General features: G+C 72.0%; 20 protein-coding genes and 1 pseudogene. 14 read left to right on the forward strand and 7 right to left on the reverse strand.

What is annotated here, in order from left to right:
• Nucleotides 1-2: 2 nt before the first annotated feature.
• Nucleotides 3-2,759 (reverse strand): ATP-binding protein, encoded by a 2,757-nt coding sequence (locus ACFQV6_RS01755; RefSeq protein WP_378025480.1) that lies wholly within the window; start codon nt 2,757-2,759, stop codon nt 3-5.
• 96 nt (nt 2,760-2,855) lie between these two features.
• On the opposite strand from ACFQV6_RS01755, the gene ACFQV6_RS01760 reads away from it, so the two are divergent.
• The 3 genes from ACFQV6_RS01760 to ACFQV6_RS01770 are packed head-to-tail and all read left to right on the forward strand — an operon-like array spanning nt 2,856 to nt 5,262.
• Entirely contained in the window at nt 2,856-3,671 is an 816-nt protein-coding gene (locus ACFQV6_RS01760; protein WP_378025481.1) for a class I SAM-dependent methyltransferase, read from the forward strand.
• An 18-nt stretch (nt 3,672-3,689) separates the two neighbouring features.
• Nucleotides 3,690-4,388 carry a 4'-phosphopantetheinyl transferase gene (locus tag ACFQV6_RS01765; RefSeq protein ID WP_378025482.1) on the forward strand — a complete coding sequence of 233 codons (699 nt, stop codon included), beginning with the start codon at nt 3,690-3,692 and terminating at the stop codon, nt 4,386-4,388.
• 34 nt (nt 4,389-4,422) lie between these two features.
• Entirely contained in the window at nt 4,423-5,262 is an 840-nt protein-coding gene (locus ACFQV6_RS01770) for an LLM class flavin-dependent oxidoreductase (RefSeq protein WP_378025483.1), read from the forward strand.
• 79 nt (nt 5,263-5,341) lie between these two features.
• Here ACFQV6_RS01770 and ACFQV6_RS01775 read toward each other — a convergent pair whose 3' ends face one another.
• From ACFQV6_RS01775 to ACFQV6_RS01795, 5 genes and pseudogenes are all read right to left on the reverse strand, one after another.
• The gene (locus ACFQV6_RS01775; RefSeq protein WP_378025484.1) at nt 5,342-6,109 is read right to left on the reverse strand and encodes a class I SAM-dependent methyltransferase; all 768 of its coding nucleotides are present in this window, start codon (nt 6,107-6,109) and stop codon (nt 5,342-5,344) included.
• 303 nt (nt 6,110-6,412) lie between these two features.
• Nucleotides 6,413-7,603 (reverse strand): CynX/NimT family MFS transporter, encoded by a 1,191-nt coding sequence (locus tag ACFQV6_RS01780; protein WP_378025485.1) that lies wholly within the window; start codon nt 7,601-7,603, stop codon nt 6,413-6,415.
• Between the two features lie 71 nt (nt 7,604-7,674).
• Nucleotides 7,675-8,514, reverse strand: a complete 840-nt coding sequence (locus tag ACFQV6_RS01785) for a siderophore-interacting protein (RefSeq protein WP_378025486.1) — start codon at nt 8,512-8,514, stop codon at nt 7,675-7,677.
• Between the two features lie 1,094 nt (nt 8,515-9,608).
• Nucleotides 9,609-10,154: pseudogene (locus tag ACFQV6_RS01790) on the reverse strand (Pecanex-like protein 1); the annotation flags it as partial.
• Between the two features lie 411 nt (nt 10,155-10,565).
• Complete coding sequence (locus ACFQV6_RS01795) at nt 10,566-11,327, reverse strand: glycerophosphodiester phosphodiesterase (RefSeq protein WP_378025487.1); 762 nt, start codon at nt 11,325-11,327, stop codon at nt 10,566-10,568.
• A 115-nt stretch (nt 11,328-11,442) separates the two neighbouring features.
• On the opposite strand from ACFQV6_RS01795, the gene ACFQV6_RS01800 reads away from it, so the two are divergent.
• The 11 genes from ACFQV6_RS01800 to ACFQV6_RS01850 all read left to right on the forward strand — a co-directional run bounded on the left by ACFQV6_RS01800 (nt 11,443) and on the right by ACFQV6_RS01850 (nt 25,159).
• Nucleotides 11,443-11,595 (forward strand): hypothetical protein, encoded by a 153-nt coding sequence (locus ACFQV6_RS01800; protein ID WP_378025488.1) that lies wholly within the window; start codon nt 11,443-11,445, stop codon nt 11,593-11,595.
• A 17-nt stretch (nt 11,596-11,612) separates the two neighbouring features.
• Complete coding sequence (locus ACFQV6_RS01805) at nt 11,613-13,949, forward strand: FAD-dependent oxidoreductase (RefSeq protein ID WP_378025489.1); 2,337 nt, start codon at nt 11,613-11,615, stop codon at nt 13,947-13,949.
• Nucleotides 13,950-13,960: 11 nt separating this feature from the next.
• Nucleotides 13,961-15,103, forward strand: coding sequence for an N-methyl-L-tryptophan oxidase (gene solA / locus ACFQV6_RS01810; protein WP_378025490.1), 1,143 nt, complete (start codon nt 13,961-13,963; stop codon nt 15,101-15,103).
• Between the two features lie 116 nt (nt 15,104-15,219).
• Nucleotides 15,220-15,987, forward strand: a complete 768-nt coding sequence (locus ACFQV6_RS01815; protein WP_378025491.1) for an L-type lectin-domain containing protein — start codon at nt 15,220-15,222, stop codon at nt 15,985-15,987.
• A gap of 137 nt (nt 15,988-16,124) precedes the next feature.
• Nucleotides 16,125-17,018 carry a glycosyltransferase family 2 protein gene (locus ACFQV6_RS01820; protein WP_378025492.1) on the forward strand — a complete coding sequence of 298 codons (894 nt, stop codon included), beginning with the start codon at nt 16,125-16,127 and terminating at the stop codon, nt 17,016-17,018.
• Nucleotides 17,015-18,109, forward strand: a complete 1,095-nt coding sequence (locus ACFQV6_RS01825; protein ID WP_378025493.1) for a glycosyltransferase family 4 protein — start codon at nt 17,015-17,017, stop codon at nt 18,107-18,109. Before ACFQV6_RS01820 ends, ACFQV6_RS01825 begins: the two co-directional genes overlap by 4 nt.
• Nucleotides 18,106-20,061 carry a DUF6541 family protein gene (locus ACFQV6_RS01830; protein ID WP_378025494.1) on the forward strand — a complete coding sequence of 652 codons (1,956 nt, stop codon included), beginning with the start codon at nt 18,106-18,108 and terminating at the stop codon, nt 20,059-20,061. Before ACFQV6_RS01825 ends, ACFQV6_RS01830 begins: the two co-directional genes overlap by 4 nt.
• Nucleotides 20,058-20,969 carry a hypothetical protein gene (locus ACFQV6_RS01835; RefSeq protein ID WP_378025495.1) on the forward strand — a complete coding sequence of 304 codons (912 nt, stop codon included), beginning with the start codon at nt 20,058-20,060 and terminating at the stop codon, nt 20,967-20,969. Before ACFQV6_RS01830 ends, ACFQV6_RS01835 begins: the two co-directional genes overlap by 4 nt.
• Before the next feature lie 20 nt (nt 20,970-20,989).
• Complete coding sequence (locus ACFQV6_RS01840; protein ID WP_378025496.1) at nt 20,990-22,627, forward strand: lipopolysaccharide biosynthesis protein; 1,638 nt, start codon at nt 20,990-20,992, stop codon at nt 22,625-22,627.
• Entirely contained in the window at nt 22,624-23,883 is a 1,260-nt protein-coding gene (locus ACFQV6_RS01845) for a glycosyltransferase family 4 protein (RefSeq protein WP_378025497.1), read from the forward strand. Before ACFQV6_RS01840 ends, ACFQV6_RS01845 begins: the two co-directional genes overlap by 4 nt.
• Before the next feature lie 61 nt (nt 23,884-23,944).
• Nucleotides 23,945-25,159, forward strand: a complete 1,215-nt coding sequence (locus ACFQV6_RS01850; RefSeq protein WP_378025498.1) for a glycosyltransferase — start codon at nt 23,945-23,947, stop codon at nt 25,157-25,159.
• Here the strand turns inward: ACFQV6_RS01850 and ACFQV6_RS01855 are convergent.
• Nucleotides 25,093-26,676: a glycosyl hydrolase gene (locus tag ACFQV6_RS01855; protein ID WP_378025499.1), complete on the reverse strand. Its 1,584-nt coding sequence runs from the start codon at nt 26,674-26,676 to the stop codon at nt 25,093-25,095. The genes ACFQV6_RS01850 and ACFQV6_RS01855 overlap by 67 nt on opposite strands.
• Between the last annotated feature and the right edge of the window lie 154 nt (nt 26,677-26,830).

The raw sequence follows: 26,830 nt of genomic DNA on the forward strand, positions 1-26,830 counted from the left end.
ATTCACCGCCCGGCGGCGCCCGTCAACTCGCTGCGGGAGTGAATGTCGAGCTTCTGATAGGCGTGTGCCAGATGGGTCTCCACGGTGCGCCGGCTCAGCGTCAGCCGGTCGGAGATCTGCCGGTTGGTCAGCCCCTCGGTGGCGAGGTCGACGACCTGCCGTTCCGCGTCGGTGAGTGCGGCCATTCCGCGCTGTGCGGTGCGCCGGGGGCGGGCGCCGGTCGCGTGCAGCTCTTCGAGGGTTCGTCGCGCGAGCCGGATGGCGCCCCCGCCGTCGGCGATCTCGAGGGCGGCGCGGAGCGGATCGCGGGCCTCGGTGCGCCGGTTGGCCCGGCGCAGGGCGGCGCCGAGGTCGTGCAGGGCGTACGCGTACGCCAGCCGGGTCGCCGTGCCGGCCGTCGCCCGTACGGCCTCCTCGAGCAGCTCGATCCGCCGGCTCCCTGTGGTGACCAGGGCGGACGCTCGCAGGGCCGCGCCGACGGCCTCGGGTGCCCCGGTGCGCACCGCCGCCTCCAGATGCTCCGCGGCCACCCGGCGGGCCTGCTCCGCCCGGCCCACGGCGAGGTACGCCCGGACCGCACCGGCCCGCCACGACGCCATCACCGGGTGGGTGACACGGAGTTCGGCCCAGCGTGCGGCAGCGTTCAGGAGATCGTCGAGCGCGTCGGCCGGGCGATGCTGTTCGAGCCGCAACCGGGCCCGGCTCTGCAGGAACATCGGGGCGGTCAGCGCGTACGGCGGAGGGTCGGCGACCCCGGCGGCGGTGATCACGGCGTCGGCCTCGTCGGCGCGGTCGCTCTCGACCATTGCCTCGACGAGCGGAGTCAGTGCCCACAGAATGGCCGGTCCCGGGATGGTGCCCGTCGTGATCTTGAAGTCCAGGGCGGCACCGGCCTCGGCCGCGGCCTCACTGACCGCCCCGGACGGGAGCAGGGCGATGGCACGAAGGAACCGGCCGTGTGCGGCCCGGCCCGGCCATCCCCGGGCCAGCCCGTCGGCGATCATGTCCTCGGCGAGCGCCCGTGCGTGATCGAGATATCCGCACGCGGTCAGCATGACGGCGGACGCGGTGGACAGCAGCGAGTCCGTCTCGGCCGTCAGCGCTCCAGTGTCGAGCAGCGGTGCGAGCGCGGCGAGACACTCCTCGGGTGGGTGGCCGTCGAAGGTCGCCTCGGTGGCCGCACTGACCCGCCACAGGGGAAGGTCCCGATAGGTCCCGGCGCCGGTCGCCGGGCGGGTGCGGCTGTCGGTGCAGGCGTTCGCCGCCCACTCGGCCTCGATCCGGGCGAGCGTGCTTCCCGGTACGCCGTCCGGCCGGTCGAGAACCAGCCGGTACAGCCCCATCGCGGCGTGCTGCTCGCCGTTGATGGCGAAGGCGCGGCCACAACGGAGAGCGGCGTCCGCCCGGTCCGCCGGTGCCTCGATGCCGGCCACCACGGCACGGCCCAGCTCGGTCGCCCCGGCCTTCGGACCGGCGGCGAGGGCGAGAGCCAGGTCGAGCCGGATCGCGGTCTCGGCAGCCGGATCATCCGGCGGCTCGATGAGAGCCCGCTGCAGGAAGGTGGCGGCGACCTCCGGGGCGCCGCGGGCGGTGGCGTGCCGGGCGGCCGCCCGCAGCTGCCCGGCCGCCTCGGAAACGCTGCCCGGCTCGGTGTGCAGCAGGTGCAGCGCGGCCCGCTCCGGATCACCCCGGCCGGTGGCCAGCAGGCGGGCGGCGCGGGCGTGCAGGAGACCGCGGACGCCCGGGCCGGTCCCGTCGTAGAGGGCGGCCGCGACGATCGGGTGCGCGAGGACCGGGGCCGGCCCTGGTGACAGCAGGCCCGAGGTGCGCATCGCGTCGGTCAGGGCGGCGGCCCGCTCCGGGGAGACCCCGGCCAGCTCGGCCGCGTGCCGGACGGTGGCGGCCGGTCCGAGGACGGCGAGCGCCCGGGCCAGGTCCTCGGCGCCGGCGGGCAGCCGCCGCAGGTTCTGCTCCACCCAGCGGTTGACACGATCGGGTGCCGCCCGCACCGAGTTCTCGTCGAGAGGGGTGCGCTTAGCCCGTACCTCTGAAATCAGCACTGAAAGCAGAAACGGATTGCCGCCGGTGGTCTCGTGGCATGCCCGGGCGAAGCCCGGCGTCGCATCCGGCAGGCCCGCCCGGACCAGCGCGGCTGTCGTGGCCGGATCCAGCGGGCCCGGCCGCACCGGCGCCGCGCCCGCGAGCAGCTCACCGAGGATGCGCGGATCGGCGACCGGCTCACCGGTGCGGGTCGCCAGGACCATGGTGATCGGCAGCTCGTCGATGCGCCGGGCCAGGCCGACCAGCCAGCGCAGCGACGGTGAGTCGGCCCAGTGCACGTCGTCCACGCAGAGCACCGCCGGAGAACGGCCGGCGTGGTGTGCGGTGAGCCAGAACAGGCCGTGCGCGGCGGCGTACATCGTCTCGACGCCGTGGCCGGGCGGTGGCGGATCCGCGGTGAGCACCCGGTCGGCGGGCGCGGCGGCGCCCCGGCAGATCTCCGGCCAGGCGGCGGTGGAGCGCACCGGCGCGAACACCTGACGGGCGATGCCGAAGGCGAAGTCCTGCTCGAGGGGATTGCCGCGGGCACGCAGCACGGTCATGCCGAGACCGGCCGCCTCCGTCGCAACGGCGTCGAGCAGTGTCGTCTTGCCGATGCCGGCCGGTCCCTCGACGGCCAGCAGTCGGCCGTTGCCGGATGCCGCCGCTGCCAGGCCCTCGGCCAGCAGCGACAGTTCCGTCTCGTGTCCCCGCGTCATCGTCGCTCCGGTGAAACCTCAGTAGTCGTTCCACGATGAGCCCACCGGCCCCCGCGCGCCAGCCTGGCGACACAACACGACAGCCGGGAGGCGACGATGACCACCACCGAGGGGTACGTGCTGGGGCGTACCAGCGCGGAGTACGAGCGCCTGCGGTTGCAGGCGAGGATCTGGGAACCCGCGACGGTGGTGCAGCTCGACCAGGCCGGGCTCGGTGCCGGCGCACGCTGCCTGGACGTGGGCTGCGGTCCGGGCGAGACGATGCGGCTGATGGCCGAGCGGGTCGGCCCGGACGGTGCCGTGGTCGGGCTGGACGTGGACGCCGGTATCGGTGCGGCGGCAGTCGACATGCTGCACGCGGCGGGGCACCGGCAGTGTTCGTTCCAGGCCGGTGACGCCTCCACCCACGAGGTGCGGGGCCGGTTCGACCTGGTGTTCGCACGGCTGCTGCTGATCCACATGGCCGACCCGGTGGCGATGCTGCGCCGGTTGTGGGAGTGGACGGCGCCGGGCGGCTGTCTCGTGGTGCAGGACTACGACATGGACACGGTGAACTGCGACCCGTTGCTGCCCGTCGTGCAGGAATGGCGCCGGGTCTTCCTCGGCACCTTCACCGCCGCCGGCAAGGACGTCCGGCTCGGGTTCCGGCTGCCGTCCCTGTTCGCCCGGGCCGGCATCGGAGCGCCGGACGGGATCGAGGTGACCGGGCGGATGGAGCCGATGCGGGCCTCCGGCGGGATGCTCGCCGCCACCTATCGCAGTGTGGCGCCGGCCGCGGTCTCCCTCGGCATCGTCACGGAGTCGCAGCGGGACCAGTGGTTGTCCGACGTCGAGCGCAGCATCGTCGACGACGGCGACGCCACCGCCATGTGGCCGCTGCTGGTCGGAGTGCGCAAACGGCGGGAACGGTGAGGATGGCACACTCGGCGGGTGCTCGAAGCCCTGCTGCCGTCGTCGGTCGTCACCGCTGAGGCGTTCGCCGACGAGGCCGGTGAGCAGTGCTTCCCGGGCGAGGAGGACCTGGTCGCGACCGCGGCCCCGGGCCGGCGGAACGAGTTCGTCACCGCTCGGCGGTGCGCCCGTGAGGCACTGGCTTCGCTGGGGCACCCGCCGGTGGCGATCAGGTCCGGACCGCGACGCGAACCGGTGTGGCCCGACGGGGTGGCGGGGAGTATCACGCACTGTTCCGGGTATCGGGGTGCGGCGATTGCCCGTACCGATGATGTGGTCAGCCTCGGCATCGACGCCGAACCGCACGCACCGCTGCCGCCCCGGGTGATCGGCGCGGTGACCGCTCCCGGCGACGTCGAGCACCTGGCCGAGCTCACCCGTGCCGATCCCTCCGTGCACTGGGACCGGGTGCTGTTCAGCGCAAAAGAGGCCGTCTACAAGGCGTGGTTCCCGCTGACCCGGCGCTGGCTGGGCTTCACCGACGCTCGGTTGGCCATCGACCCGGCCACCCACACCTTCACCGCTGAGCTGGGGATCGACGGCACCAGGATCGACGGTGGGGAGCCGCTCACCACCCTGCACGGCCGCTGTCTGATCTCGCGGGACCTGGTGGTCACGGCAGTCTGGGTGGCCGCGGATACGACATCGGGCGTACGAGAGATGCCGCCCCCGGGCTGACGCGGAACGCTCCCTCAGCCGCCAGGCTGGCGGAATGACTGAGCGTGCGTTCCGATTCGGCGTCGTCGCCGGGCAGGCCCACTCCGGCGCCGACTGGGCCCGCACCGCACGGCGGGCCGAAGATCTCGGGTACGACGTGCTGCTCGTACCGGACACCCTGTTCACGCTGCCCCCCTTCGCGGCGCTCGCCGCGGCCGCCACCATCACCACACGCCTGCGCCTCGGCACCTACGTGCTGAGCGCACCCAACCGGACCCCGGCCCAGGTGGCGTGGGAGGCGAAGAGCCTGCAGACGCTGAGCGACGGCCGCCTGGAACTCGGCCTCGGCGGCGGGCGGCCGGGTGGTGAGCGGGACGCGATCGCGCTGGCGGGTGCGTTCGGGACACCGGGGGAGCGGCTGCGCCGGGTGGCTGACACCATCGGGGCCGTCCGCGAGCTGCCCGAGCCGCCGCCGATTCTGATCGCCGCGTCCAAGCCGGGCATGCTGCGGCTGGCGGCGGCGCAGGCTGACATCGTGACGTTCGGGTTGCCGCCGGCTACGCCGTATGCGGAGCTGGCCCGGACGGCTGTGCGGTTCCGTGAGATGGCTGGTGACCGGGCGGGGGAGGTCGAGTTGCAGTTCAACGCGGCGGCGGTGGCGCCCAGCGTGGACGCACTGCCGTACTGGCTGTCACGCCAGGTCGGAGGCGATGCGCGGGCGATGGCCGCGGCTGGTGGGGCGAGTTTCCTGATCGGGTCGCCGGACGAGATCGCGGAGGAGCTGGTGCGGCGGCGCGGTGACGGCTTTTCATTCGTTGCCATCAACAGCCTCTTCATGGACCAGTTCGAGCCGATCCTCCTGCGCCTGCGCGCCCTCACCCCGACCGCCACCTGAGCCGGCGGCGGCCCGGCGGCGGGCGGCTGGTTGTGGGTGCTGTTTCGCGGCGTGCGAAGCAGCACTGCGGCCAGCTGAGTCAGGGGGTGCCGCGGACGGCCCAGGCGGCGGCGGTGAGGGGGATCGAGCCGTCGGGGGCGATCGGGAGGCGGGATTGCAGCAGGCTGCGGAGGGCCTCGCGATCGGGTTCCGGACGGGTGGCGACGTAGCTGGGTGCCGGGCCCTGTCCGCCGAGGAACGGCTGCCAGTAGTCGTCGAAGCCGGCGAACACGGTGGGTATCTCGATCCGCCGGGTTGTCACGTCGCGCAGGCCGGCGGCGGTCCAGGCGTTCGCCAGGGCGTCCTCGTGACAGATCGGGAAGCTGTCGCCGCGGATCACGGCGGGATCGAGTTCGAGGGCGGCGGTCCAGAAGTGCTGCATCATCTCCATGCCGTCCGCGTAGTCCCAGACGTAGGCGGCGACAGTCCCGCCCGGAGCCGCGACCCGGGCGAACTCGTGGACCGCGGATGGTGGATCGCCGACGAAGTTGAGGGCCAGACCGCTGACCACGACGTCGAACGTGTCGTTCGCCAGGGGCAGGGCGGCGGCGTCACCCGCGCAGAGGGGTACGCCCTCGGTGCGGGCGGAAGCCAGGAAACCGGTGGAGCGGTCGACGCCGACGACCTCGCGCGGTGCGGCGGTGGTGCGGATCCGGGCGGTCAGCGCTCCGGTCCCGCAGCCGACGTCCAGCCAGCGGCGGCCCGCCGGGACGTCGAGCCAGGACACGAAGGTCTCCGCCACCCGGCGGCTCCACCTGCCGACATACGCCTCGTAAGCCTCGCCGGACTGCCACACGACCTGCCCCATCGACGTACCTTACGTCTCCGCCTCGGCGAACAGACCCGGCTGGCCGTGAGCGGTGCCTTTGGCGCCTGAACACCCCGCTGGACGCCAGCCGGGCGGTCGGGCTGGCCGTGAGGGGTGTCTTTCGTGGGCGAACACCCCGCTGGAGGCCAGCCGGGCGGTCGGGCTGGGCGTGAGGGGTGTCTTTCGTGGGCGAACACCCCGCTGGAGGCCAGCCGGGCGGTTGGGCTGGGCGTGAGGGGTGTCTTTCGCGCGCGAACACCCCGCTGAGTGCCAGCTGGGCGGGAGCGGGAGCGGGAGCGGGGGTCAGATTTGGCGGTCGCGGCCGGCGGCCATGCCGGCGAGGATCTGGGGGATCATGAGGAGGGCCATCAGGGCCAGGGGTACGCGCCATCCACCGGTCGCCTCATGGAGTACGCCGATCAGGATCGGTCCCGGGATGGCGATCAGGTACCCGACGCCCTGTGCGAACGCCGACAGCCGCACGACCGTCGACGGGTTCCGGCCGCGGAGCGCGATCATCGTCAGGACCAGCGGGAACGCTGTGTTGACCACGCCCAGCAGGATCGCCCACAGCAGCGGAGCGGCGGCGGGAGAGGCCCACAGGCCCGCCCAGCCGGCGATGCCGAACAGGCCGAGGACCAGGGCGATGGCGCTCTGGCTGCGGAACCGGCCGACCAGCGCGGAGAGCAGGAACGTCAGCGGGACACCGAGGAACGAGGTGACGGCGAAGAGCACGCCGGCCATCTCGGCGGAGACGCCCGCGTCGCGGTAGATCTGGGGGAGCCAGCCGATGATCACGTACGCCGAGGTGGACTGCATGCCGAAGTACACGGCGAGCGCCCACGCGACCGGGTGCCGGCTCACCCGTACCGGAGCCTGGTCGGAAGAGGGACCACCCGCGACGTCGCGCTCGCGCGCCATGAGGAACCACGGTGGAAGCGCGATGATCGCGGCCAGCGCCCAGCAGGCCAGGCCGAGGCGCCAGTCGTCGCCGAACGTGCCGGTCAGCGGCACCGTCGCCGCCGCGGCCGTGGTCGCGCCGATGTTGAGCGCGATCGAGTAGAGGCCGGTGACGCTGCCGACCCGATCCGGGAAACGGTCCTTCACGATCGACGGCAGCAGCACGTTGACCAGGGCGATTCCGGCCAGCGCGACCGCGCTGAGCAGCAGGAACGAAACTGTCCCGCCGGCGAAGGGCCGCACCGCCAGACCCGCGGTGAGCAGCGCGAGCCCACCGGCGATCACTCGCGCGGCGCCGAAACGCCGGGCCAGGCGGGGCGCGGCCAGACCGATCGAGGCAAAGCACAGCACCGGTACGGAGGTGAGCAACCCGGCGGCCGCGGCGCTCATGCCGAGCCCGGCCCTGATCTCGGTGAGGACCGGCCCGACGCTTGTCACGGCGAGCCGCAGGTTCACCGCGGCCAGGAGCAGCGCGACAAGCGTGAAGAGCTGTCCCTGGCGGCGGCTGACCGCCTGTTTCTCCCGGATCGCCACGGCACCATCATGGTCCTGCCGGGAGCCGCCCACACGCCGAGGTGGGTACGGTCACAGGCGACGACCACCACTTACACCGCGGCGGTGGTCTCCTGCTCACGCTCGATCTGCTCGTTCCACTCGCGCTTGCTGGACTGCCAGCCGTCCTCGTTCATCCCGCGACGCCAGTAGCCGGAGACGGAGAGCTGGTCGAGCGAGCAGCCGCGGTCGAGTCGCAGGTATCGGCGCAGGTCGCGGACGAACGTCGCCTCGCCGTGCACGAAGGCCTGCACCCGGCCGGCCGGGAACGGCGTACCGCGCACCGCCTCGACCAGCAGCTCGCCGACAGGTCGCGCGCCCCGGTGCAGCCAGGTGATCTCGGCGCCGGCGGGTGACTCCAGCTTCTGCTCCTCCTCGGGGCCCGAGACCTCGAGGAACACCCGGACCGGCTTGCCCTCGGGCATCCGCTCCAGCGCGGCCCCGATCGCCGGCAGGCAGCTCTCGTCGCCGGCGAGCAGGTGCCAGTCGGCGTCGGCGGCCGGTGTGTAGCCACCGCCGGGACCCATGAACCGGAAGACGTCACCAGGCTTGGCGTGGGCCGCCCACGGCCCGGCGATGCCGGCGTCGCCGTGCACCACGAAGTCGACCCACATCTCGGCTAGCTCGGGGAGCCATTTGCGCACCGTGTAGGTCCGCACGAGGGGCCACGTCTCGCGGGGCATGGTCTCCCGGATCACGCCCATGTCGAACGGGACCGGATAGTCGACGCCGGGCGGCGTGAAGAGCACCTTGATGTAGTGGTCGGTGTACTCCCCGGCCTCGATCCGGCTGAGGCCTTCCCCGCCGATCACCACGCGCACCATGTGCGGGGTCAGCTGCTCGACTCGGGTGACCACGCCCTCGTGGGCGGGTCGCGCCGGGCGGTTCGCCATGACTGCACCTCACTGCCGTGGGACGTATCGGCAGGTAAGGCTACCCTTCATTTCGGCGATCAACCGCCTCGGACCCCGAATCTCGCAAGATTGTGCCACTCGCTGAGGTGCCCGGCCGGGCTTTGCGCGCAACGCGAACGTGCGGGGCGTCCGCGGGGGTGCCCGGCCGGGCTTTGCCGCAGCGCGAACGTGCGGGGCGTCCGCGGGGGTGCCGGCCGGGCTTTGCCGCAACGCGAACGGGCAGGGCCTCCGCTGAGGTCCTGCCCGTTGCGTGCTTCAGTGCTGCGGTGTTTCGGTGCTCCGCCGGCGGGTCAGCGCCAGTTGTTGCGGGGGCGGTTCCGCATGAAGGCGGCCGCGATCAGGATGACCAGGAGGAAGACGGCGCCGCCGCCGACCCAGACCAGGTTGTTGCTCACCAGGGAGAGCGGTCCGCTCTGCTCGGCGGGCGGTTCGGCCAGGGTCTTGCCGGTGGTGCTGTCGCCGCTGTCGTACTGGTAGTCGTCGGGAGCGCCGTTGTCGGTGCCGCCGGCCAGGTCGGGACCATCGGTCTCGTCAGCCTCGGGCTGGGTGGCCTTCTTGGTCTTGGCCGGGGCGGGCTCTTTCGTCTCCTCGGGCTCCTCAGCCGATTCGTTGCCGTTCGAGGAGTTCGAGGATTCGCTGGTGGACTCGTCCGACTCGTTGGAGGACCCGTTCGAGTTGCCGTTGTTGCTGCTGTTGGCCTGCTCGTCGTCCTCGTTCGAGGTGCCGGATCCGGTCGTCGTCGAGTTGGTCCGCGGGGTCGCGGTGGTGGCCCGGGGCGTTGCCTTGGTGGTCGTCTTGGTCGTGGCGGAGGGCTGGGCCGCGGGGCTGGTCGCGGCCGGCTTGGTCGGCTTGACACCACCGGTGTTGGTGTTGTTCCCACCGTTGTTTCCACCGCCGGCGTTGTTGCCACCGCCGTTGTTGTTACCGCCGCCGTTGTTCCCACCGTTGTTGTTGCCGCCGCCGCCGTTGTTGCCGCCGCCGTTGTTGTTCCCGCCACCGCCGTTGTTGCCGCCGTTGTTGCCGCCGCCGTTGTTCCCACCACCGTTGTTGCCGCCGCCGTTGTTCCCGGCGGCGTTGACGGTGATGCGGACGGAGTCGATGGCCGGCGTCTGGTTGGCGCGCTCCATCATCGGGATCCGGTGCGAGCCGTCACCGGCCCACGAGGAGCACTGCGCGGTGCCCTCCTGCGGCAGGCCGGGCACCTGGATGGCGACCGTGTCCGGGGTGGCGCTGCCCTGACGGTCCTCGGTGGCCACGAAGAAGGCCGGAACGGGCGCGGGGTCCGGCGCCTCGTTCGTGCTGGTCAGCATCCGGCACGCGCTGTGGAAGTGGCCGCGGACCAGGCCGTTCTGCAGAACGCTGCTCTCCACGTAGTAGCCGCCCTGCCCGGCCGCGAGGAAGCGGTCCCGGATCAGGTTGCGCGTGCTGACCTGGAGGGTGAACGGGGTACCGACGGTGACGGTGCGCGGGGCCTGCGTGATCAGCAGCGTCGGGTTGTTGGCGGCCACGCCGACTTCACCGAACTCTGTGGAGACGCACCGGCTGCCCTTCTGGAAGCCGTCGTGCGCTTCGAGCTGGCTGTCGATGCAGGTGTCCGTGAGGATCGTCAGGTTGTTGCCGACGACCTTGCCCGCTCCGCTCTCGGTGGCGGCCTTGGTGCTGGTGTCGGCGGCCTGAGCGAACTGGGTGAATCCGATGACGGCGCCCACCGCGGTGACGACGGCGCCGGCGGCCAAGAGCCGGGTTCGGCGGTGACCCGAGCTTCGCATGACGTGACCTTCTTTTCCCCGAATTCCAGGACTTCGGTTGCCGGTCGGCGCACCGATCGCCCAGACGTTAAGAGGCCGTCTCACAGAAAGCAATTCCGGGACGAGTTTTGTTGAATTCTTATGCCGAACTTAAGGAAAAAATATGGGTTCTTTACTGAACCCTCGGCATCATCCGAACGGATGATGTCCGTAGTTCAAGCGATCCGGCACAAATTTCCCTGACCAGGGACTTTTCTGAACACCTACCTCAGAGGTAGGTGTTCAGGCCGGCCAGAGGCCGCGTGCCGAATAAACATCTCGAAGGATTTCGACACGGTCCGTCATTATGCCGTCCACGCCTGTGTCGAGAAGCCTATTCATTTCATTCGGATCGTCTATCGTCCAGACGTGTACCGCCAGACCCAACCGGTGCAGATAGGCGAGGAATCGCGGAGTTAGCACGGTGAGCCTGCCATGCCGGACCGGAATCTGGGCCGCGACCACCGACGGCGGCAGCCGCAGCGGTACCCCGGCGAGCGCGGCCAGCCACAGCCGGGTGACCGCGCGCATGCCCAGCGAGGTGGCGACCCGCGGGCCGGCCAGCTCGCGGACCCGGCTGAGCCGCGTGTCGCTGAACGAGGCGAGCAGCACCCGGTCCTCGGAGCCGGTACGCCGTACCGTCGCCACAGCCGGATCGACAACCCGGTCGTCCTTCACGTCCACGTTGAACCGGATCTCCGGCCAGGCGTCGAGAACCTCGTCGAGCCGTGGCACCGCCGCCGCGCCCGCGACCCGTACGGTCGACAGGTCCGCCCAGGTCAGCGACGCGATCCGGCCCGGCCGCCCGGCCACCCGGTCCAGAGCGGGATCGTGGATCACGACCGGTACGCCGTCCGACGTGGCGTGCACATCGGTCTCCACGTACCGGTAACCCAGCTTGATCGCCCGCTCGAAGGCCGCGGCGGTGTTCTCGTCGCCGGCCGCGGCGCCGCCCCGGTGGGCGAAGGCCAGCGGTTGCGGCGCGTCCAGGTACGGGTGATCCACGCCAGCAGTATGCCGGGGTTTGTTGCGCAGAGGTAAAAGGCGGAACGGCCCATTGACCCTCGCCATCGACCTGAAGATCCTGTTCCCACGGCTTGGCGGAGGCGGGGACACGGAGATGACTGATCAGGCGATCGGATTGCTGCACGGCTCGGTGCGGCGCAACACGGTCAACCGGCGGCTGGCGACCCGCCGGTTCGGTTCGCGCCGCAGCGCACTGCTGCGGATCGTGCCGAGGTGCCCCAGCCGGCGACGGCAGGCGACCGCGTAACGGGAGGCGGCAGCCGGATGGCCGGACCCAGAGTCGTGATCATCGGTGCGGGTGTGGTCGGCTGCGCCCTGGCCGACGAGCTGACCGGGCGCGGGTGGACCAACGTCACGGTGCTCGACCAGGGCCCGCTCCCGGTGACCGGCGGTTCCAGTTCGCACTCGCCCGGCCTGGTCTTCCAGACTGATCCTTCGCGGACAATGACCCGGCTCGCCCGGTACACGACCATGAAGTACGCGGAACTCGGATGTTTCTCCCCGGTCGGCAGCCTCGAGGTGGCGACCACTCCGGAGCGGCTCGCCGAGCTGCACCGCCGGTTCGGGTTCGGCCAGTCGTGGGGTGTCCCGTCGTCGATCGTGGACCCGGCGGACTGCGTCTCGCTCTTTCCCCTGCTGGACCCCTCGGTCGTGCTCGGCGGGCTGCATGTTCCCGGCGACGGGCTGATCTCGGCGACCCGGGCGGTCGAGGTGCAGGCCGCGCGGGCGGAGAGCCGCGGCGCCCGGTTCGTGGGTAACTCGCGGGTCGTCAAGGTCGCGACCGTGAACGGCCGGGTGACCGGGGTGAGCACCGCCGACGACGACTACGCCGCGGACGTCGTCGTGAGCTGTGCCGGCTTCTGGGGCCCGGCGATCGGTGAGCTGGCCGGCGTAGGAATTCCGCTCCTGCCGATGGCCCATCAGTACGTCCGGACCACACCAGCCGGTGGCACCGACGACCTGCCGATCCTGCGCCACCCGGACCGCGGCCTGTCCTTCCGGGCGCACGGCGACCGCCTCGGTGTCGGCTCCCACCCGCACGATCCGATGCCGGTGGAGCTGGCCGACCTGCCCGGCGACGCGCACCCGGCGATGCTGCCGTTCACCCCGGCCGCCTTCAAGCAGTCCTGGTCGGCGGCCACCGAGCTGCTTCCGGCGCTGCGCGGTACCGCGTTCGACGACGCCTTCGACGGTGTCCTCGCGGTCACCGCGGACGGTTTTCCGCTGCTCGGCGAGGCTTTGGAGCCGCGCGGGCTCTGGGTCGCCGAGGCGGTCCGGGTGACCCATGCGGCGGGTGCGGCCAAGGCTCTCGCCGAGTGGCTGATCGACGGGCGCACCGGTATCGACCTGCACGAGTGTGATCTCAACCGGTTCGACAGGGCCCAGCTGGCGCCGGCCTACGTGCGGAAGCGGGCGATGCGGGGCTTCGCCGAGGCGTACGGCATCGTTCACCCGCAGGACCCGCCGGCGGTGCGCAACCTGCGGCTCAGCCCCTTTCACCAGCGTCAGGCCGAGCTGGGTGCGGTGTTCGGCGAGGCGGGTGGCTGGGAGAAACCTCTCTGGTACGGGTCGAACCCGCCGCCCGAGGAGCTCCGGCCCCGCGACGAGTGGTCGTCGCGGCACTGGTCCCCGATCTCCGAGACCGAGGCGCGGCTCACCCGGCGCCGCGTCGCGCTCTTCGACACCACCTCGCTGACCCGGCTCGAGGTGATCGGCCCGGCCGCCTTCCTCACCGCGCTGACCGGCAGCGACGCCGACGTTCCGGTCGGCACCGTGGTCCCCGCCCTGCTGCTCGACCCGGCGGGCGGCGTCCGCAGCGACATCACGATGGCGCGGCTCGGCGCGGACCGGTTCGAGATCGGTGCGCACGGCCCGCTCGATCTGGACTGGCTGCTGCGCCACGCCCCAGCCGGTGTCACGGTCCGCGACGTCACCGGCGGCACCTGCGCTCTCGGCGTCTGGGGGCCGCGCGCGCCGGAACTGGTCGCCCCGCTCACCGGCATCGACCTCGCCGCCGACGTGTTCGGGCCCCTTCAGGCCCGGCAGGGCTATCTCGGCATGGTCCCGGTCACCATGCTGCGCGTTCCCGGTGTCGGCGAGGCGGGCTGGGAGATCCGCACAGCGGCCGAATACGGCCCGCGGTTGTGGGACACGCTCTGGCAGGCCGGTCCGGAGACGGGCCTGATCGCGGCCGGGCGCATCGCGTACGACAGCCTGCGCCTGGAGCGCGGCTTCCGGATCGCGGGCACGGACATGACCACCGAGGACGACCCGTTCCAATCGGGGCTGGGCTTCGCGGCGGGCGACCGGCCCCGGCCGGCCACGCCGCCGGAGCGGCAGCTGACCTGCCTGGTGGTGGCGGAGACCGGTGACGTTCCGATGGGACACGAGCCGGTGTACGCCGGCGGCTTCGCGGTGGGTCACGTCACCAGCGCGGGGTACGGTCACACTGTCGCCGCCCCGATCGCGTACGCGTGGCTGCCCACCGCCCTCAGCGTCCCGGGCACTCAGGTGGAGATCGGATATTTCGACCGCCGGTTGCTCGCCACCGTGACGGCCGAGCCGCTGTCCGATCTGACCCAGGAGCGCCTCCGGCGGTAGGGAGTACAGCCGTGCCCTCGTTCGATGTGATCGTTGTCGGTCTCGGGGGCATGGGTAGTGCCACCGTCCATCACCTCGCCGCCCGCGGGCACCGGGTGCTCGGGCTGGAGCGGTTCGGCCCCGGCCACGACCGCGGGGCGAGCCACGGCGGCTCCCGGATCACCCGCCAGTCCTACTTCGAGGGCCCGGAGTACGTGCCGTTGCTCCTGCGGGCCTACGACCTTTTCGACCGGCTGGCGGCGGATTCCGGCCGGGATGTGATCACGCGGACCGGCGGCGTGATGGTGGGGCGGCCGGAGAGCCGTACCGTCTCGGGTGCCCTGGCGAGCGCACGGCAGTGGGGGCTGGAGCACGAGCTTCTCGACGCCGGTGAGCTGCGCCGGCGGTTCCCGACGATGGCGCCCGAGCCGGACGAGGTCGCGCTCTACGAGAGGAACGCGGGCTTCGTGCGGCCGGAGCGCACCGTGCTGGCGCAGCTCGACCTGGCCACTCGGCACGGCGCCGACCTGCGGTTCCACGAGCCGATGGAGTCCTGGGAGCCGGTCGCCGGCGGCGGCGTGCGGGTCCGTACCGCGGCGGGGGAGTACACGGCCGGGCAACTCGTGATCACGCCGGGCCCATGGGCGCCGCGGCTGCTGGCCGACCTGGGCGTACCGATCCGGATCGAGCGGCAGGTGCAGCACTGGTTCACGCCGCGCGGCGGTGTGCGGTCGTTCCTGCCGGACCGGCACCCGATCTACATCTGGGAGCCCGCCGGCAGCACCCAGATGTACGGCTTCCCGGCGATCGACGGGCCGGACGGCGGCGCGAAGATCGCGTTCTTCCGGCGCGGTACGGAGACCGCCCCGGAGTCGCTGGACACCGGCGTGCATCCGGCGGAGATCGAGGAGATGGCCCGGGGCGCCGCGCGGATCCTGCCGGACCTGCCCGGTGAGTGGCTGCGTGGCGAGCCCTGCCTCTACAGCACGTCGCCCGACGAGCACTTCGTGATCAGCAGGCACCCGGCGCACGAGTCGGTGACCGTGGCCTGCGGTTTCTCCGGGCACGGGTTCAAGTTCGTACCCGTCGTGGGCGAGATCCTCGCGGACCTGGCCACCACCGGAACCACGGCTCACGAGATCGGCCTGTTCCATCCCCGGCGGTTCGCGCGGTGACGCCGGGAGACAAAACCGTCGGGGGTAAATAACCGAGACTCCCGCACGCGGCTCCACGGTCTGCCCTACCTTTGGCCAGGTCTTAGTCGGGCAAACCCACTGAAACGGAGCATGTCGTGCGTTCTTCCAGACTGGCGCGGGGCGGCCTCCTGGCCTCCGCCCTGCTCTCCATACTCGCCACGGTGCAAGCCGCCGGTGGCGCCGCCGCCGCACCCGGTGACACCGAGACGCTGCGGCCCATCGACGCCGGTTACGCGACCTCGCTCGCGCTCAACGGCACCGCCGCGGTGACCTCGGACCGGGGTGACAAGCGCAAGATCGAGCTGACCAGCGGCAGCTACAAGCAGGCAGGCTCCGCCTGGTCCACGGCGAAGGTCGACCTCACCGAGTCCTTCGAGACGTCCTTCACGGCCTACCTGCACCACGGCAAGCCCGGTGCCGACGGCATCGCGTTTCTCGCTCAGGGTGCCGGGCCGCGCGCGCTCGGCGGCTGGGGCGGCGGCCTCGGCTACCGCGGCATCCGCAAGAGCGTCGCTGTCGAGTTCGACACCTACCAGAACACGCCGGACCCGAGCAGCAACCACCTCGCCGTGGTGCTCAGTGGCAACCCGGACAAGCACGCCGCGGTCGCCGAGTCGTCGATCCCGCTGTTCGGCAAGCCGTTCCAGGCCCGCGTGCGCTACGACGCCGAGGGTCACCACCTCAAGGTGTACGTCCGCTCGCTGTCGGCGGGCGCCACCGAGCAGCTGCTGCTGAACCAGACCACGGACCTGGCCGAGGGTGCCGGCACCAAGAGCGGCTGGATCGGCTTCACCGCGTCCACCGGCGAGGTCACCGCGCGCCAGGACGTCTACGACTGGACGGTCGACGCGCCGCTGGCGTGAGCGATCCGGTGCCACCGCCCAGGCACCGGCCGACCCCCTCCGGTGGGGTCCGTGCGACGGATCCCGTACCGAAAGATCCCGAACCCATGCCTCGGCCCGGACCGGGCCGGCTCCACCCTGCCCGATCGGAGAGAGACATGCCCACGGTCGACCGTGTGCTTCCCGGCGAGACCGGCACGCTTCCCGGCGACACCGGCACGCTTTCCAGCGAGACCCGCGATCTTTCCGGCGGCACCGGCGCCGAGCGGACCACCGCCGAGCCGCCGGGCCCCGCCGGAGCGGAACCCACCGTCAGCGTCATCGTCCCGGCGCTGAACGAGGCACGGAACCTGCCGCACGTCTTCTCGCGGCTGCCCAAGGTGGACGAGGTCGTGCTCGTCGACGGGGGGTCCACCGACGACACCGTGGCGGTCGCCCTCCACCTGCGCCCGGACATCCGCGTCGTGCGCCAGAACCGCCGCGGTAAGGGCAACGCCTTGGCCTGCGGTTTCGCCGAGGCCACCGGCGACATCATCGTTATGATCGACGCTGACGGGTCGACCGACCCGCTGGAGATCCCGAGCTTCATCGAGACGCTGCGCTCCGGCGCCGACTTCGCGAAGGGCTCACGGTTCCGGCCGGCCGGCGGCAGCGCCGACATCACCCGCCTGCGCCGGGCCGGCAACAAGTGCCTGAGCGTGCTGGTGAACGTGCTCTTCGGCACCCGATACAGCGACCTCTGCTACGGCTACAACGCCTTCTGGTCCCGGCACCTGGACGTTTTCAACCTGGACAGCACCTCACCCGCGCCGGAGACCCCCGACGGGCGGCTCTGGGGCGACGGCTTCGAGATCGAGACCCTGCTGAACCTGCGTGCCGCGCGTGCCCGGCTGACGATCGTCGAGGTGCCCAGCTTCGAGCACTCCCGCATCCACGGCGTGAGCAACCTCAACGCCCTCACCGACGGGATGCGGGTGCTGCGGACGATCGCCCGCGAGTGGCGGTCGCGCGGGGCCGAGGCGCACCGGGCGGCGGAACGGCAGGTCCGGTGAGGATCGCCCTCGTCGCGAACGCGTACCACCCGGACATCGGTGGCGTGGAGACGCATGTCCGCCGCCTCTGCGCCGGGCTGACCGCGGCCGGCGACGACGTCGAGGTGATCACCCAGGGCGCGACCCGGTCGGTGGACTCCGTCGACGGGGTGCTGGTCCGGCGCTTCCCGCTGACCGTACCGGCGGGCAACTTCCGGCTCTCGGTGCCGCTCTGGCGATGGCTGAGCGCGCACGCCGAGGAGTACGACATCCTGCACGCGCACAGCTACCACGCGCTGGCCGCGCTCTGCGCCGCGCTGGGCAACCGCGCCCCGCTGGTCTTCACCCCGCACTACCACGGCACCGGGCACAGCCGGTTCCGGGCCGCGCTGCACCCGCTCTACCGGCCGCTCGGGCGGACCATCATGACCCGGGCCGGTGCTGTCGTCTGCGTGACCGGCGCCGAACGCGACCTGGTCCTGCGGGACTTCCCCATGGTGGGCGACCGCGCCGTGGTCATCCCCAACGGGACCGACCCGCGGCCGTCGGCCTCACCCGTGCCGTCACCGGTGCGCCGCATCCTCTGCGTCGGCCGGCTCGAGCACTACAAGCGCGTCGACCGGGTGATCCGCGCGATGGCCCACCTCGGGCCCGATCACCGGCTCGACGTGGTCGGTACCGGACCGGCCGCCGCGCAGCTGCGCCAGCTCGCCGCCCGCCTCGGGCTCGCCGGCCAGGTGGTGTTCCACGGGCGCCTCGACGACGCCGCCTTCACCGCCTGCCTCGCCCAGGCCTCCGCGGCCGTCTCCGCCTCGGCGCACGAGGCCTTCGGGATGACGGTGGCCGACGCGCTGGCGGCCGGCCTGCCCACCGTCGCCGCACCGATTCCGGCGCACCGCGAGGTGGCCCGGCTCGCCGGCGACGGCATCTGGCTGCGCTTCACCGACCCCGAGGACGAGACCGCGCTGGCGGCCGCGCTGAGCGAGGCCGCGGCGACCGCCCGGACCTGCCCGGCGACGCTGCCGAGCTGGGGCGACGTGGTCGGTGCCACGCGGGAGCTCTACGCCGCGGTGGCCGGCCGGCCGGTACCCGCGGGGGCCGTCGGTCGATGACAGCCACGACGGCCGGGCCCGCCACCGGACGGCTCTCCGAGGAGCGCACCGAACCGGCGGGCCGGGCCTGGGTCGCGACGGCGGGGTGCGCGATCACGCTCACCGCCGCCGCGGCTGCCGGGGCCGCCGCGCTGGTCGTGGCCTACCGGCGGGCCGAGTGGGGCGAGGGCGGCCAGTTCGGCTGGTTCTGGGCGGGCATGCTGGTCTGCACGATTCCGGCGGCCTTCTGGGCGGTACGCCGGACCACCCCGGTACGGCTGCGCCTCGCGGTGCTCGTCGGATACGCCTGCTTCACCTACCTGCCCAAGCTGCTCCGCAATCCGACCGGCCCGCTCTACCACGACGAGTACGCGCACTGGGGCCAGAGCCACGACATCCTCCTCGACGGCCGGCTCTTCGAGCAGAACCCGATCGTCCGGGTGATCGGTGACTACCCCGGGCTGCACGCCACCGTCGCCTCGTTCGCCGCGCTGACCGGGCTCACCGTCTGGCACGCCGCGCTGCTCATCCTGATCCTCGCCCACGTGCTCATGGCCCTCGGCGTCGCGGCTCTCGCCGGACAGCTCTGGCCGGACCCCCGCATCGGTGCGGCGGCTGCCGTCGTCTACAGCCTGAACAGCTCGTTCCTCTTCTTCGACACCCAGCTCGGCTACGAGTCCCTCGCGATCAGCGTGATGGTCTGGGCCCTGGTCGCGGGGCTCCGCGCGGTCCGTACCGCTCCGCGCGGCGCCCGGGTCGGCTGGGTCGCGCTGACCCTGGTGCTCGCCGTGGCGATCACGGCCACCCACCACCTCACCGCCCTCTGGCTGATCGGCATCCTCGCCCTGCTGGCGCTCACCTGCACGGTCCGCTCGCTGCGCGACCGGACACTCGTCACCCCGGCCCGCGTCGCCTGGACCCTGACGGCGGGCGTCGGCGTGGTCGTCATGATCTGGATGGGTACGGTGGCACCCCGCACCACCAGCTACCTCGACCCCTACCTCGGCCGCGCCCTGGACCAGTTCAGCGGTCTGGCGGGCGGCGAGTCGGGCGGCCGGACCCTGTTCAGCCAGTCGATCGCACCGTGGTGGGAGCAGCAGTCGGCGTTCGTGGCGCCGGGCGTCGCGTTCCTCGCCATGACCGGTGCCACGCTGCTCTGGTGGCGCCGCCGGAACCGCACCGAGCCGCTGACCCGGGCCGCCTCGGCCGCGATGCTGCTGGTCGGCGCGCTTTACTTCCCGGCGACGCTGCTGATCCTCACGCCCGCCGGTGCCGAGGGCGCCCGGCGTTCCTGGGCGTTCAGCTACCTCGGCATCGCGGTGGTGGTCGCCCCGTTGATCGTCGCCCTGCTGGACCGCGCGAGCCGCCCGATCGGACTCGCCGGGCGGATCCGCTCCGTGTCGGCCGGCGCGCTGCTGCTGGCGGTGTGCGCGCTTCTGCTGGTCGGTAACAACGCGGCCGGGATGAACCCGTCGTACCGGTTCCCCGGCCCGCCGGTGTTCGGCTCGGACACCCGGGCGGTCACCCCCGAGGTGATGGCCGCCGCGCGGTGGCTGCGCGAGACTCAGGGGCGGGAGACCCGGCTGGTCGCCGACCGCTACTCCGGCCTGATCTTCGGCTCGTACGGCGAACAAGAACCGACCACCGGATCCGCGACGTTCCCGGCCTACGAGCTGTACCTGACGCAGCCCGGCCGTCCGGCGCCCGCGGCACTGCTGAACCAGCTCCGGGAGTGGCGGTTCGAGTTTCTCGTCGTGGACCGCCGGATGGCCGAGCAGGTGCCCGACATCAAGATCTACTTCGAGACGAACGAGCCGATCCCGCACGATGGCAGGCCGGCCTTCAGCCGGGCACAGCTGACCAAGTTCGACGCTCTGCCCTGGCTGATCAAAATGTACGACGGTCCGCACATTGCGATCTACCGGTTCGATTTCGGCAGCCTCGGGCAGCGGGTTCATGGGGAGCGGCGATGACTCTCCGGGTGGTGCTTTCTGCGTACACCTGCCTGGGTGTTGTCCTGGCAGCCGACGGACGCGCCTGGCTCGCCCTGCCTTTCTGCATGATCGCGCTGCTCGCCGTCGGCGAGCTCTGGCTGCGCGCCCTGTCCGGCCCGCCCGTCCTTCCTGGCCCACTTCTTGAGCGCGGCATCCCGATCGCCCGGCTTGGCTTCGCCGCGGTTGCCGGGCTGGCCACGCTGCCTCTGGTGGCCCTCGGATTGCATGCGGCCGGCGCACCTGTACGCCTCCTCCCGCTCACCCTTGGTGGCGCGGTCACGGTGACGATGCTGGGTGCGGCGGCCTTCTTCCGCGCCCGCCTTCGTCTGCCCGCGCAGGATGACGGCGATTCGGGTGGGCTTTCCGGGCATGCCCGGACCGCTGTGGCGGTGACCGTGCCCGCTGTGCTGGTGCTCGCTGTCGGTGGGGTTGCGGTTCGTGCCTACCTGGCGTCGCCGCGTCCCGCTGAGCCGGGCTATCTCAGCGTGGCGCTCAACGGCTGGGCGGCTCAGATCGACCGGCCGGTCACCGTGCCCGCTCGCGGCTTGATCGTTCCGGTGCGGGTGACCAGCGCGGGGATCGACACCACCAGAACCCGGCTGAGCCTGCGGATCGGGGGCCTGGTGGTGGCCACGCGCCCGGTGACGGTGGCCGCCGATACCGTCCAGTCGATGTCCGTGCGTGTGCCCGCGCTGCCGGCGGACGGGTGTCTGCACGCCGTCAGCATCAGCGTTGGTACGACGAGCACCGGCTTCTACGCCCGCGGGCCGGTCGCCGCGCGCCCTGCTGCTGTGCGCCCCGCTGCTGTGCGCCCCGCTGCTGTGCGCCCTGCTGCCGCGCGTCCGGCTGCTGTGGCTGGCGCATTTCGGGGGCGCACGACGTGCTGATCACCGCCGCCCGTCGCCTGATGCGAGACTCCCTCGCTCGCAACAGCCTGCTGATCATGGCTACCACGGTGATCAATGGCGGTCTCGGCTACGGCTACTGGATGATGGCCGCCCGGTCCGTGCCGCAGTCCGCGGTGGGCATGGCGACCGCGCTGATCTCGGCCGCGACAGCGGTCAGCATGATCGCGAACCTCGGCGCCGGGCACATGTTCATCCAGCGGCTGCCGGGCAGCGACACCGGCAGCTGGGCGCGGATCGTCAGCGGCGGGCTGATCCTCGGAGCCGCGGCCACCGGAGCCGCGGCCACCGTCGTGGCGCTGGTGGCACCCGCGGTGGCGGAGAACTTCGGATTCCTGGCCGGGTTCGGCGGGGCGGCGGCGCTGATCTGCGCCGCGGTGGCGATCACCCTGACGACGCTGCTGGACAACGTCTACGTCGCGCACCGCGCCGGGCAGGGGATGCTGCTGCGCAACCTCGCCCTCGCCGCCGGGAAGATCGTCACTCTCGCCGTGCTCGCGGCCGGGACGGCTCCCGGGGGATCGCTCGGGACCGAGGCCGTGCTGATCTCCTGGACGCTGCCGATCCTGCTGGTCAGCGCGGTGTCGATGGTGACCGCGCCGCGCCGGCTGCGGCCCGGTGCACGGCTGCGCCCGGGCGGGATCACCACCGAGCTGCCGCATCTTCGTACCGCGCTGACCGGTCACCACCTGATCAACCTGACTCAGGCGGGGCCGGCGGCGCTGCTTCCCGTACTGGTCACGGGCCGCCTCGGGCCGGACGCCAACGCGCACTTCTACCTGGCGTGGATGACCGCGTCGATGCTCTTCATGGTCTCGCCGGCGGTCGCGTCCGCCCTGTACGCCGAGCGCACCAACGCCGCCCGGGTCAGCGTGAGCCGTGCCGCTGCCGTGGTGGCGGCGGTCGTCGGGTTGCCGGCCGCCGTACTCCTGATCGCCGGTGACCGCATCCTCGGCCTGTTCAGCGCGGGTTACGCCGACGGCGGTGGTCCGCTCCTCAAGATCCTGGTGGTCGCCGCGCTTCCGGACGCGATCACCAACCTGGCGGTCGCGCACTGGCGGTCGCGGGGGGAGTTCCGGCGGTGCCGGCGGCTCAACGCGGTACGGGCCGGGACGTGCCTGATCCTGACCTGGCTTCTCCTGCCCGGCTCCGGGGTGACCGGTGCCGGGGTGGCCTGGCTGGCCGGTCAAACGGCGAGTGCCCTGCTGGTGGCCCTCGTAGCTCTCCTGGACCGCCCCTCAACCGGCGCCCGCTGCTGCCTCGAACCCGCCTCTCCCGCCGCCCGCCGCCCGCCCTGCCTCTGCGGCCTAAAACCCCCAGCTGGCCCTGAGCGGGCACAAATCGCCCCCGACACCCCCCTGGAAGCCAGCCGGACAACCCCAGCCGAGCGTGAGGCGCCTCTGGAAGCCAGCCGGACAACCCCAGCTGGCTCTGGGAGGGGACAAATCGCCGCCGACACCCCCCTGGGAGCCAGCCGGGCGAAGCCGGCCGAGCGTGAGGCAGCGCTGGGAGCCAGCCAGACAACCGCGGCTGGCTCTGAGGGGGGACAAAACGCCGCCGACACCCCTCTGGGAGCCAGCTGGGGGGACCTGGGTGGGCGGGGGGCCGGCGGAACAGTCCGGAACCGGAGGGTCCGATGAGAATCCTGCACCTGTCCAACCTCTACGCGCCCGTCATCGGCGGCCTCGAACGCAGCATCGCCACCAGCGGCGAGGAGATGGTCCGCCGCGGACACGACGTAACAGTCCTCACCCTGGCCACCCCCGCCGCCCCCCACGACGAGGACATCAACGGCGTACGCGTACTCCGGGTCCGCAGCGTCGCCAACACCCTGCTCCCCGGCCTGAACCGGGACGCACGGAAGCCGTTCCACCCGACCCTCGCCGACCCGCTGACCACCCTGGCCATCGCCCGGGTGCTGCGCGCGAACCGCTTCGATCTGGTGCACAGCCACGACTGGCTGATGTACAGCTACCTCCCGCTGCACTCGAGTCCCGTCGGCCTGCCGCACGTGCACACCGCACACGATTTCGGGCTCACCTGCGTACGCAAGACTTTCTCCCAGAACGGTCGCCGGTGCGCGGGTCCCAGCCTGACCCGCTGCATGCCCTGCGCGTCCTCGCAGTACGGCCGGCCGCGCGCGGCGGTCCTCACCGCCGGCCTGCGCGCCCAGCGGCACCGCGGCATCGATTCTCTCACCGCCATCTCGTCGTCGGTCGCCTCCGCCCTCGACCTGGCCCGGCTTCCCGGTGACCTGCCGGTCCGGGTCCTCTCCAGCCTGGTGCCGGACGGCCTGGACGAGCTGGCCCGGGTCACGCCGCGGCCGGAGTGGCTGCCGGACCGGCCCTATCTGCTGTTCGTCGGGCAGCTCGGCCCGCACAAGGGCATCGACGTGCTGTTCACCGTGTTCCGGCGGTTGTCGGCCGGGTGGGCGGGTCCGGGTGAGCCGCCGGCGCTCGTCTGTCTCGGCGCTCAGCGCGACGACACCCCGCCGATCCCGCCGGGTGTGGTGGTGCGGCACGACGTGCCGCACCCGCAGGTGATGGCGGCCTGGCGAGGCGCCGCCGCGGGGGTGGTGCCGTCGCTGCTGGAGGGGATGGGGCAGGTGGCGGTCGAGGCGATGCTGGCCGGTGCCCCGCTGGTGGCCTCCGCCTCGGGCGGGCTGCTCGACGTCGTGCAGGACGAGGTGAACGGGCTGCTGGTGCCGCCCCGCGATCCGGATCGGCTGCACTCCGCGCTGCTGCGCGTTCTCACCGACCGGGACCTGGCCGCGCGGCTGCGCGCGGCCGGTCACGAGCGCGGGCTCGACTTCACCGCCGCCCGTGTCGTACCGCAGATCGAGGAGGTCTACCGTGCCTGCATCAGTGAGCAATTTTCAACCCGGCATCGGGTCTGAAGCTGCCGGGCCGTTGTGCGGCGCCGGCGACCGAGGCCCTCGCCACGTTGAAAAAGGCTCAGTGCCGCCCGGCGATGGGAGCAAGACCCGGATCCTGGTGGTGGGTTCGGGCTGGCGGTTCCTCTCCGGGATCAGCTATTACACCTGCCGGCTGAGCAACGCGCTCTCCGAGCGCTTCGAGGTGGGCACGATCCTGATGCGCCGGTTGCTACCGGCCAGGCTCTATCCCGGGCGTGCGCGGGTCGGTCACTCTCTTGCCGATCTGCGTTACGACGATGGGGTACGGGTGTTCGACGGCATCGATTGGTGGGGAGTACCGAGCCTCGCCCGGGCCGTCGCGTTCCTGCGTGAGTTCCAGCCGGACGTCCTCGTCCTCCAGTGGTGGACGGGCGCCGTGCTCCACTCGTACCTGGTGTTGTGCCTGGCCGCGCGGTCCCTGGGCATCCGGGTGGTGGTCGAGTTCCACGAGGTGCAGGACACCGCGGAGCTGCGGCACCGGTGGGCGGCGAAGTACGTGCGGTCGTGCATCCGCCCGCTGCTGCGCCGTACCGACGGGGTGATCGTGCACTCGCGGTTCGACCGGGCGGCGCTGGCCGCGGCGTACGAGCTGGGTGACGTGCCGGCCGAGGTGGCGCTGCACGGGCCGTTCGACCATCACGAGCCGGCGGTGCGGCGGGCGGGCGGCGACGGGGTCTGCCGGCTGCTGTTCTTCGGGACGATCCGGCCGTACAAGGGGCTCGAGGATCTGGTCGAGGCGTTCGCCGCGCTCGGGCCGGGTTATCACCTGACGGTGGTGGGCGAGACCTGGGAGGGCTGGACGCTGCCGGGCGAGATGATCGCCGGATCACCGGTCCGGGACCGGATCGCGTTCGTCAACCGCTATGTCGCCGATGCCGAGGTCAACGAGTATTTCGCGGCCGCCGACGTGGTGGTGCTGCCGTACCGGCGCAGTTCGGCGAGCGGGCCGCTGCACATCGCGATGAGCCACGGCCTGCCGGTGGTGCTCACCGCGGTCGGCGGGCTGGTCGAGGCGGCGGAGGCGTACTCCGGTGCGGTGTTCGTGCAGGCGGGGGCGCCGGGTGAGCTGGGTGCCGCGATCGAGCGTGCCGCCGGCCTCGCCGGCCGGCGGCACGCTGATCCGTCGTCCTGGGATCGTACGGTCGCTGCGTACGACCGCCTGCTGAGCAGGATCAAGGTTCGGGGCAGTGGTCAGGACAGCGCGAGCGTCACGTCGTCGTACCAGACCGAGCCCTTGTTGTCGCCCGACTTGAGGTGAAGCTGGACGCTTGTCGCACCGGCCGGGGCGACCGCGTCGATGGTGAGCTTGGTCCAGTCGCTGGTGCCCTTGGCGACCGCCTTGGACGAGTTCTGGCCGAGCCACCTGTCGTTGATGTCGAACCAGCTCAGCGCGATCTCGTTGGTGCCCGTCACCTTCACGCCCTTGGCCCAGGCCTCGGCGTGCCACCTCTGACCGCCCGACACCGGCACGATCGGCGAGGTGCGCACCGACGGCACGCCGCCGCTGGTACGCCCGGTCCCGGAGAACCGCACCGACCAGTTGCCGCCGTGCGCCGCGTCGTCGGTGCGGACCGCGATCCCCGCGTCGGACAGGTACGGCCGCCACGGCGAACTGCCCGCGCTGGACTCGAAGCCGAAGTCCAGGATGCTGTTCTCCAGCTTTCCGCCGGCCCATGCCGTACGCACCACGGCCGCGCCGGGCTTGGCGGTGCCGTCCGCCCGGTGCAGGCCGAACCGGTACTGCGCGGGAACCCTGGAGACCTGGGAGTTGCCGGGGATCGCGCCGTTGGCGAAGTCGTACAGCGTCCACGGCGCCACCGAGCTCACGCCGGCCGCCCGCGCCGCCTGGAAGACCCGGGCCAGGAACGCGGACTGCTCGCCCTCGCTGCTGGTGGCGGTGCTCAGGCCGGTCTCGCCGATCACGATCGGGTCCGGGCTGACGGCGGCCTGCGCCCGGCGGATCTCGGCGAGTGCCCGCTCCGACGCGCCGTAGAAGTGGTAGTCGTAGTAGTCGAGCGGGGTGCCGGCCAGCTGTGCCTTGATCCTGGTCATGCCCGGGGCGCCGCTGCCGCCGTCGACCGAGAGGGTCAGCGGCATGGCCGGTACGACCTCGCGGACCGCGGGGATCAGCTTGCGCACCCACGCGACGGCGGCCGTGTCACCCGGCTGGAACTCGTTCTTCAGCTCGACCGAGAGCACCCGCGGGTCGTCCGCGTACGGCGCGAGCACCGTCTTGGCCCACGCGGCGCTGCCGGCGGCGTCGGAGTAGCCGGACCACCAGTCGAAAAGGGTCAGCTTGACGGTCATCCCGTGCGCGTCGGCGATGCTGACGAACTTGCGGAGCCGCTCGGTGTACTCGGCCTTCGGTTTCGGGAAGCCGAACGCCTGGGGGAACACGATGACGCGGACGTTGTCGGCGCCGATTCCCGCGGCCTTCGCCATGTCGGCGTCGATCTTCGTGGCGTCGAAGCCGGTCCACATCGCCGACCACCCGGCGTTCGACGGGTAGTAGTTGATCGTCTTGGCCCGGAGGACCGCGTCCAACCGGCTCTCCATCGTCGCCACGACCTCATTGTTCACCGTGGCGACCGGCGCGGGTGCCGCAGTCGTCTTCCTCGGCACGGGAGTGGTCTTCTTGGGAGCGGGGGTCTTCGGCGCGGTGGCTTTCGGCTTGGGGGCCGGCTTCGGCGCGGCCAGGGTCTCGGTGGCCGGAAGCGCGACGGCGAGAAGTAAGGAGGAGGCCAGGATGGCGGCCCGGGTGCGTGAGCTATTCATGGGTGTTCAGCCCTTTACAAGTTGCTTTTCAGTGGCCCCTCCATTCGGTTGATCGGCGGTTGGCCGTCAGGGTTCGCCTCGAGGCAGTGAGGTTGCGGTGCGGGTGTGGTCCGGGACACCCGTTACGTTTCCGGTGCGGTGGCCGATGGTGGGC

This window comes from Actinoplanes sp. GCM10030250 (assembly GCF_042666575.1).
Lineage (GTDB): Bacteria > Actinomycetota > Actinomycetes > Mycobacteriales > Micromonosporaceae > Actinoplanes.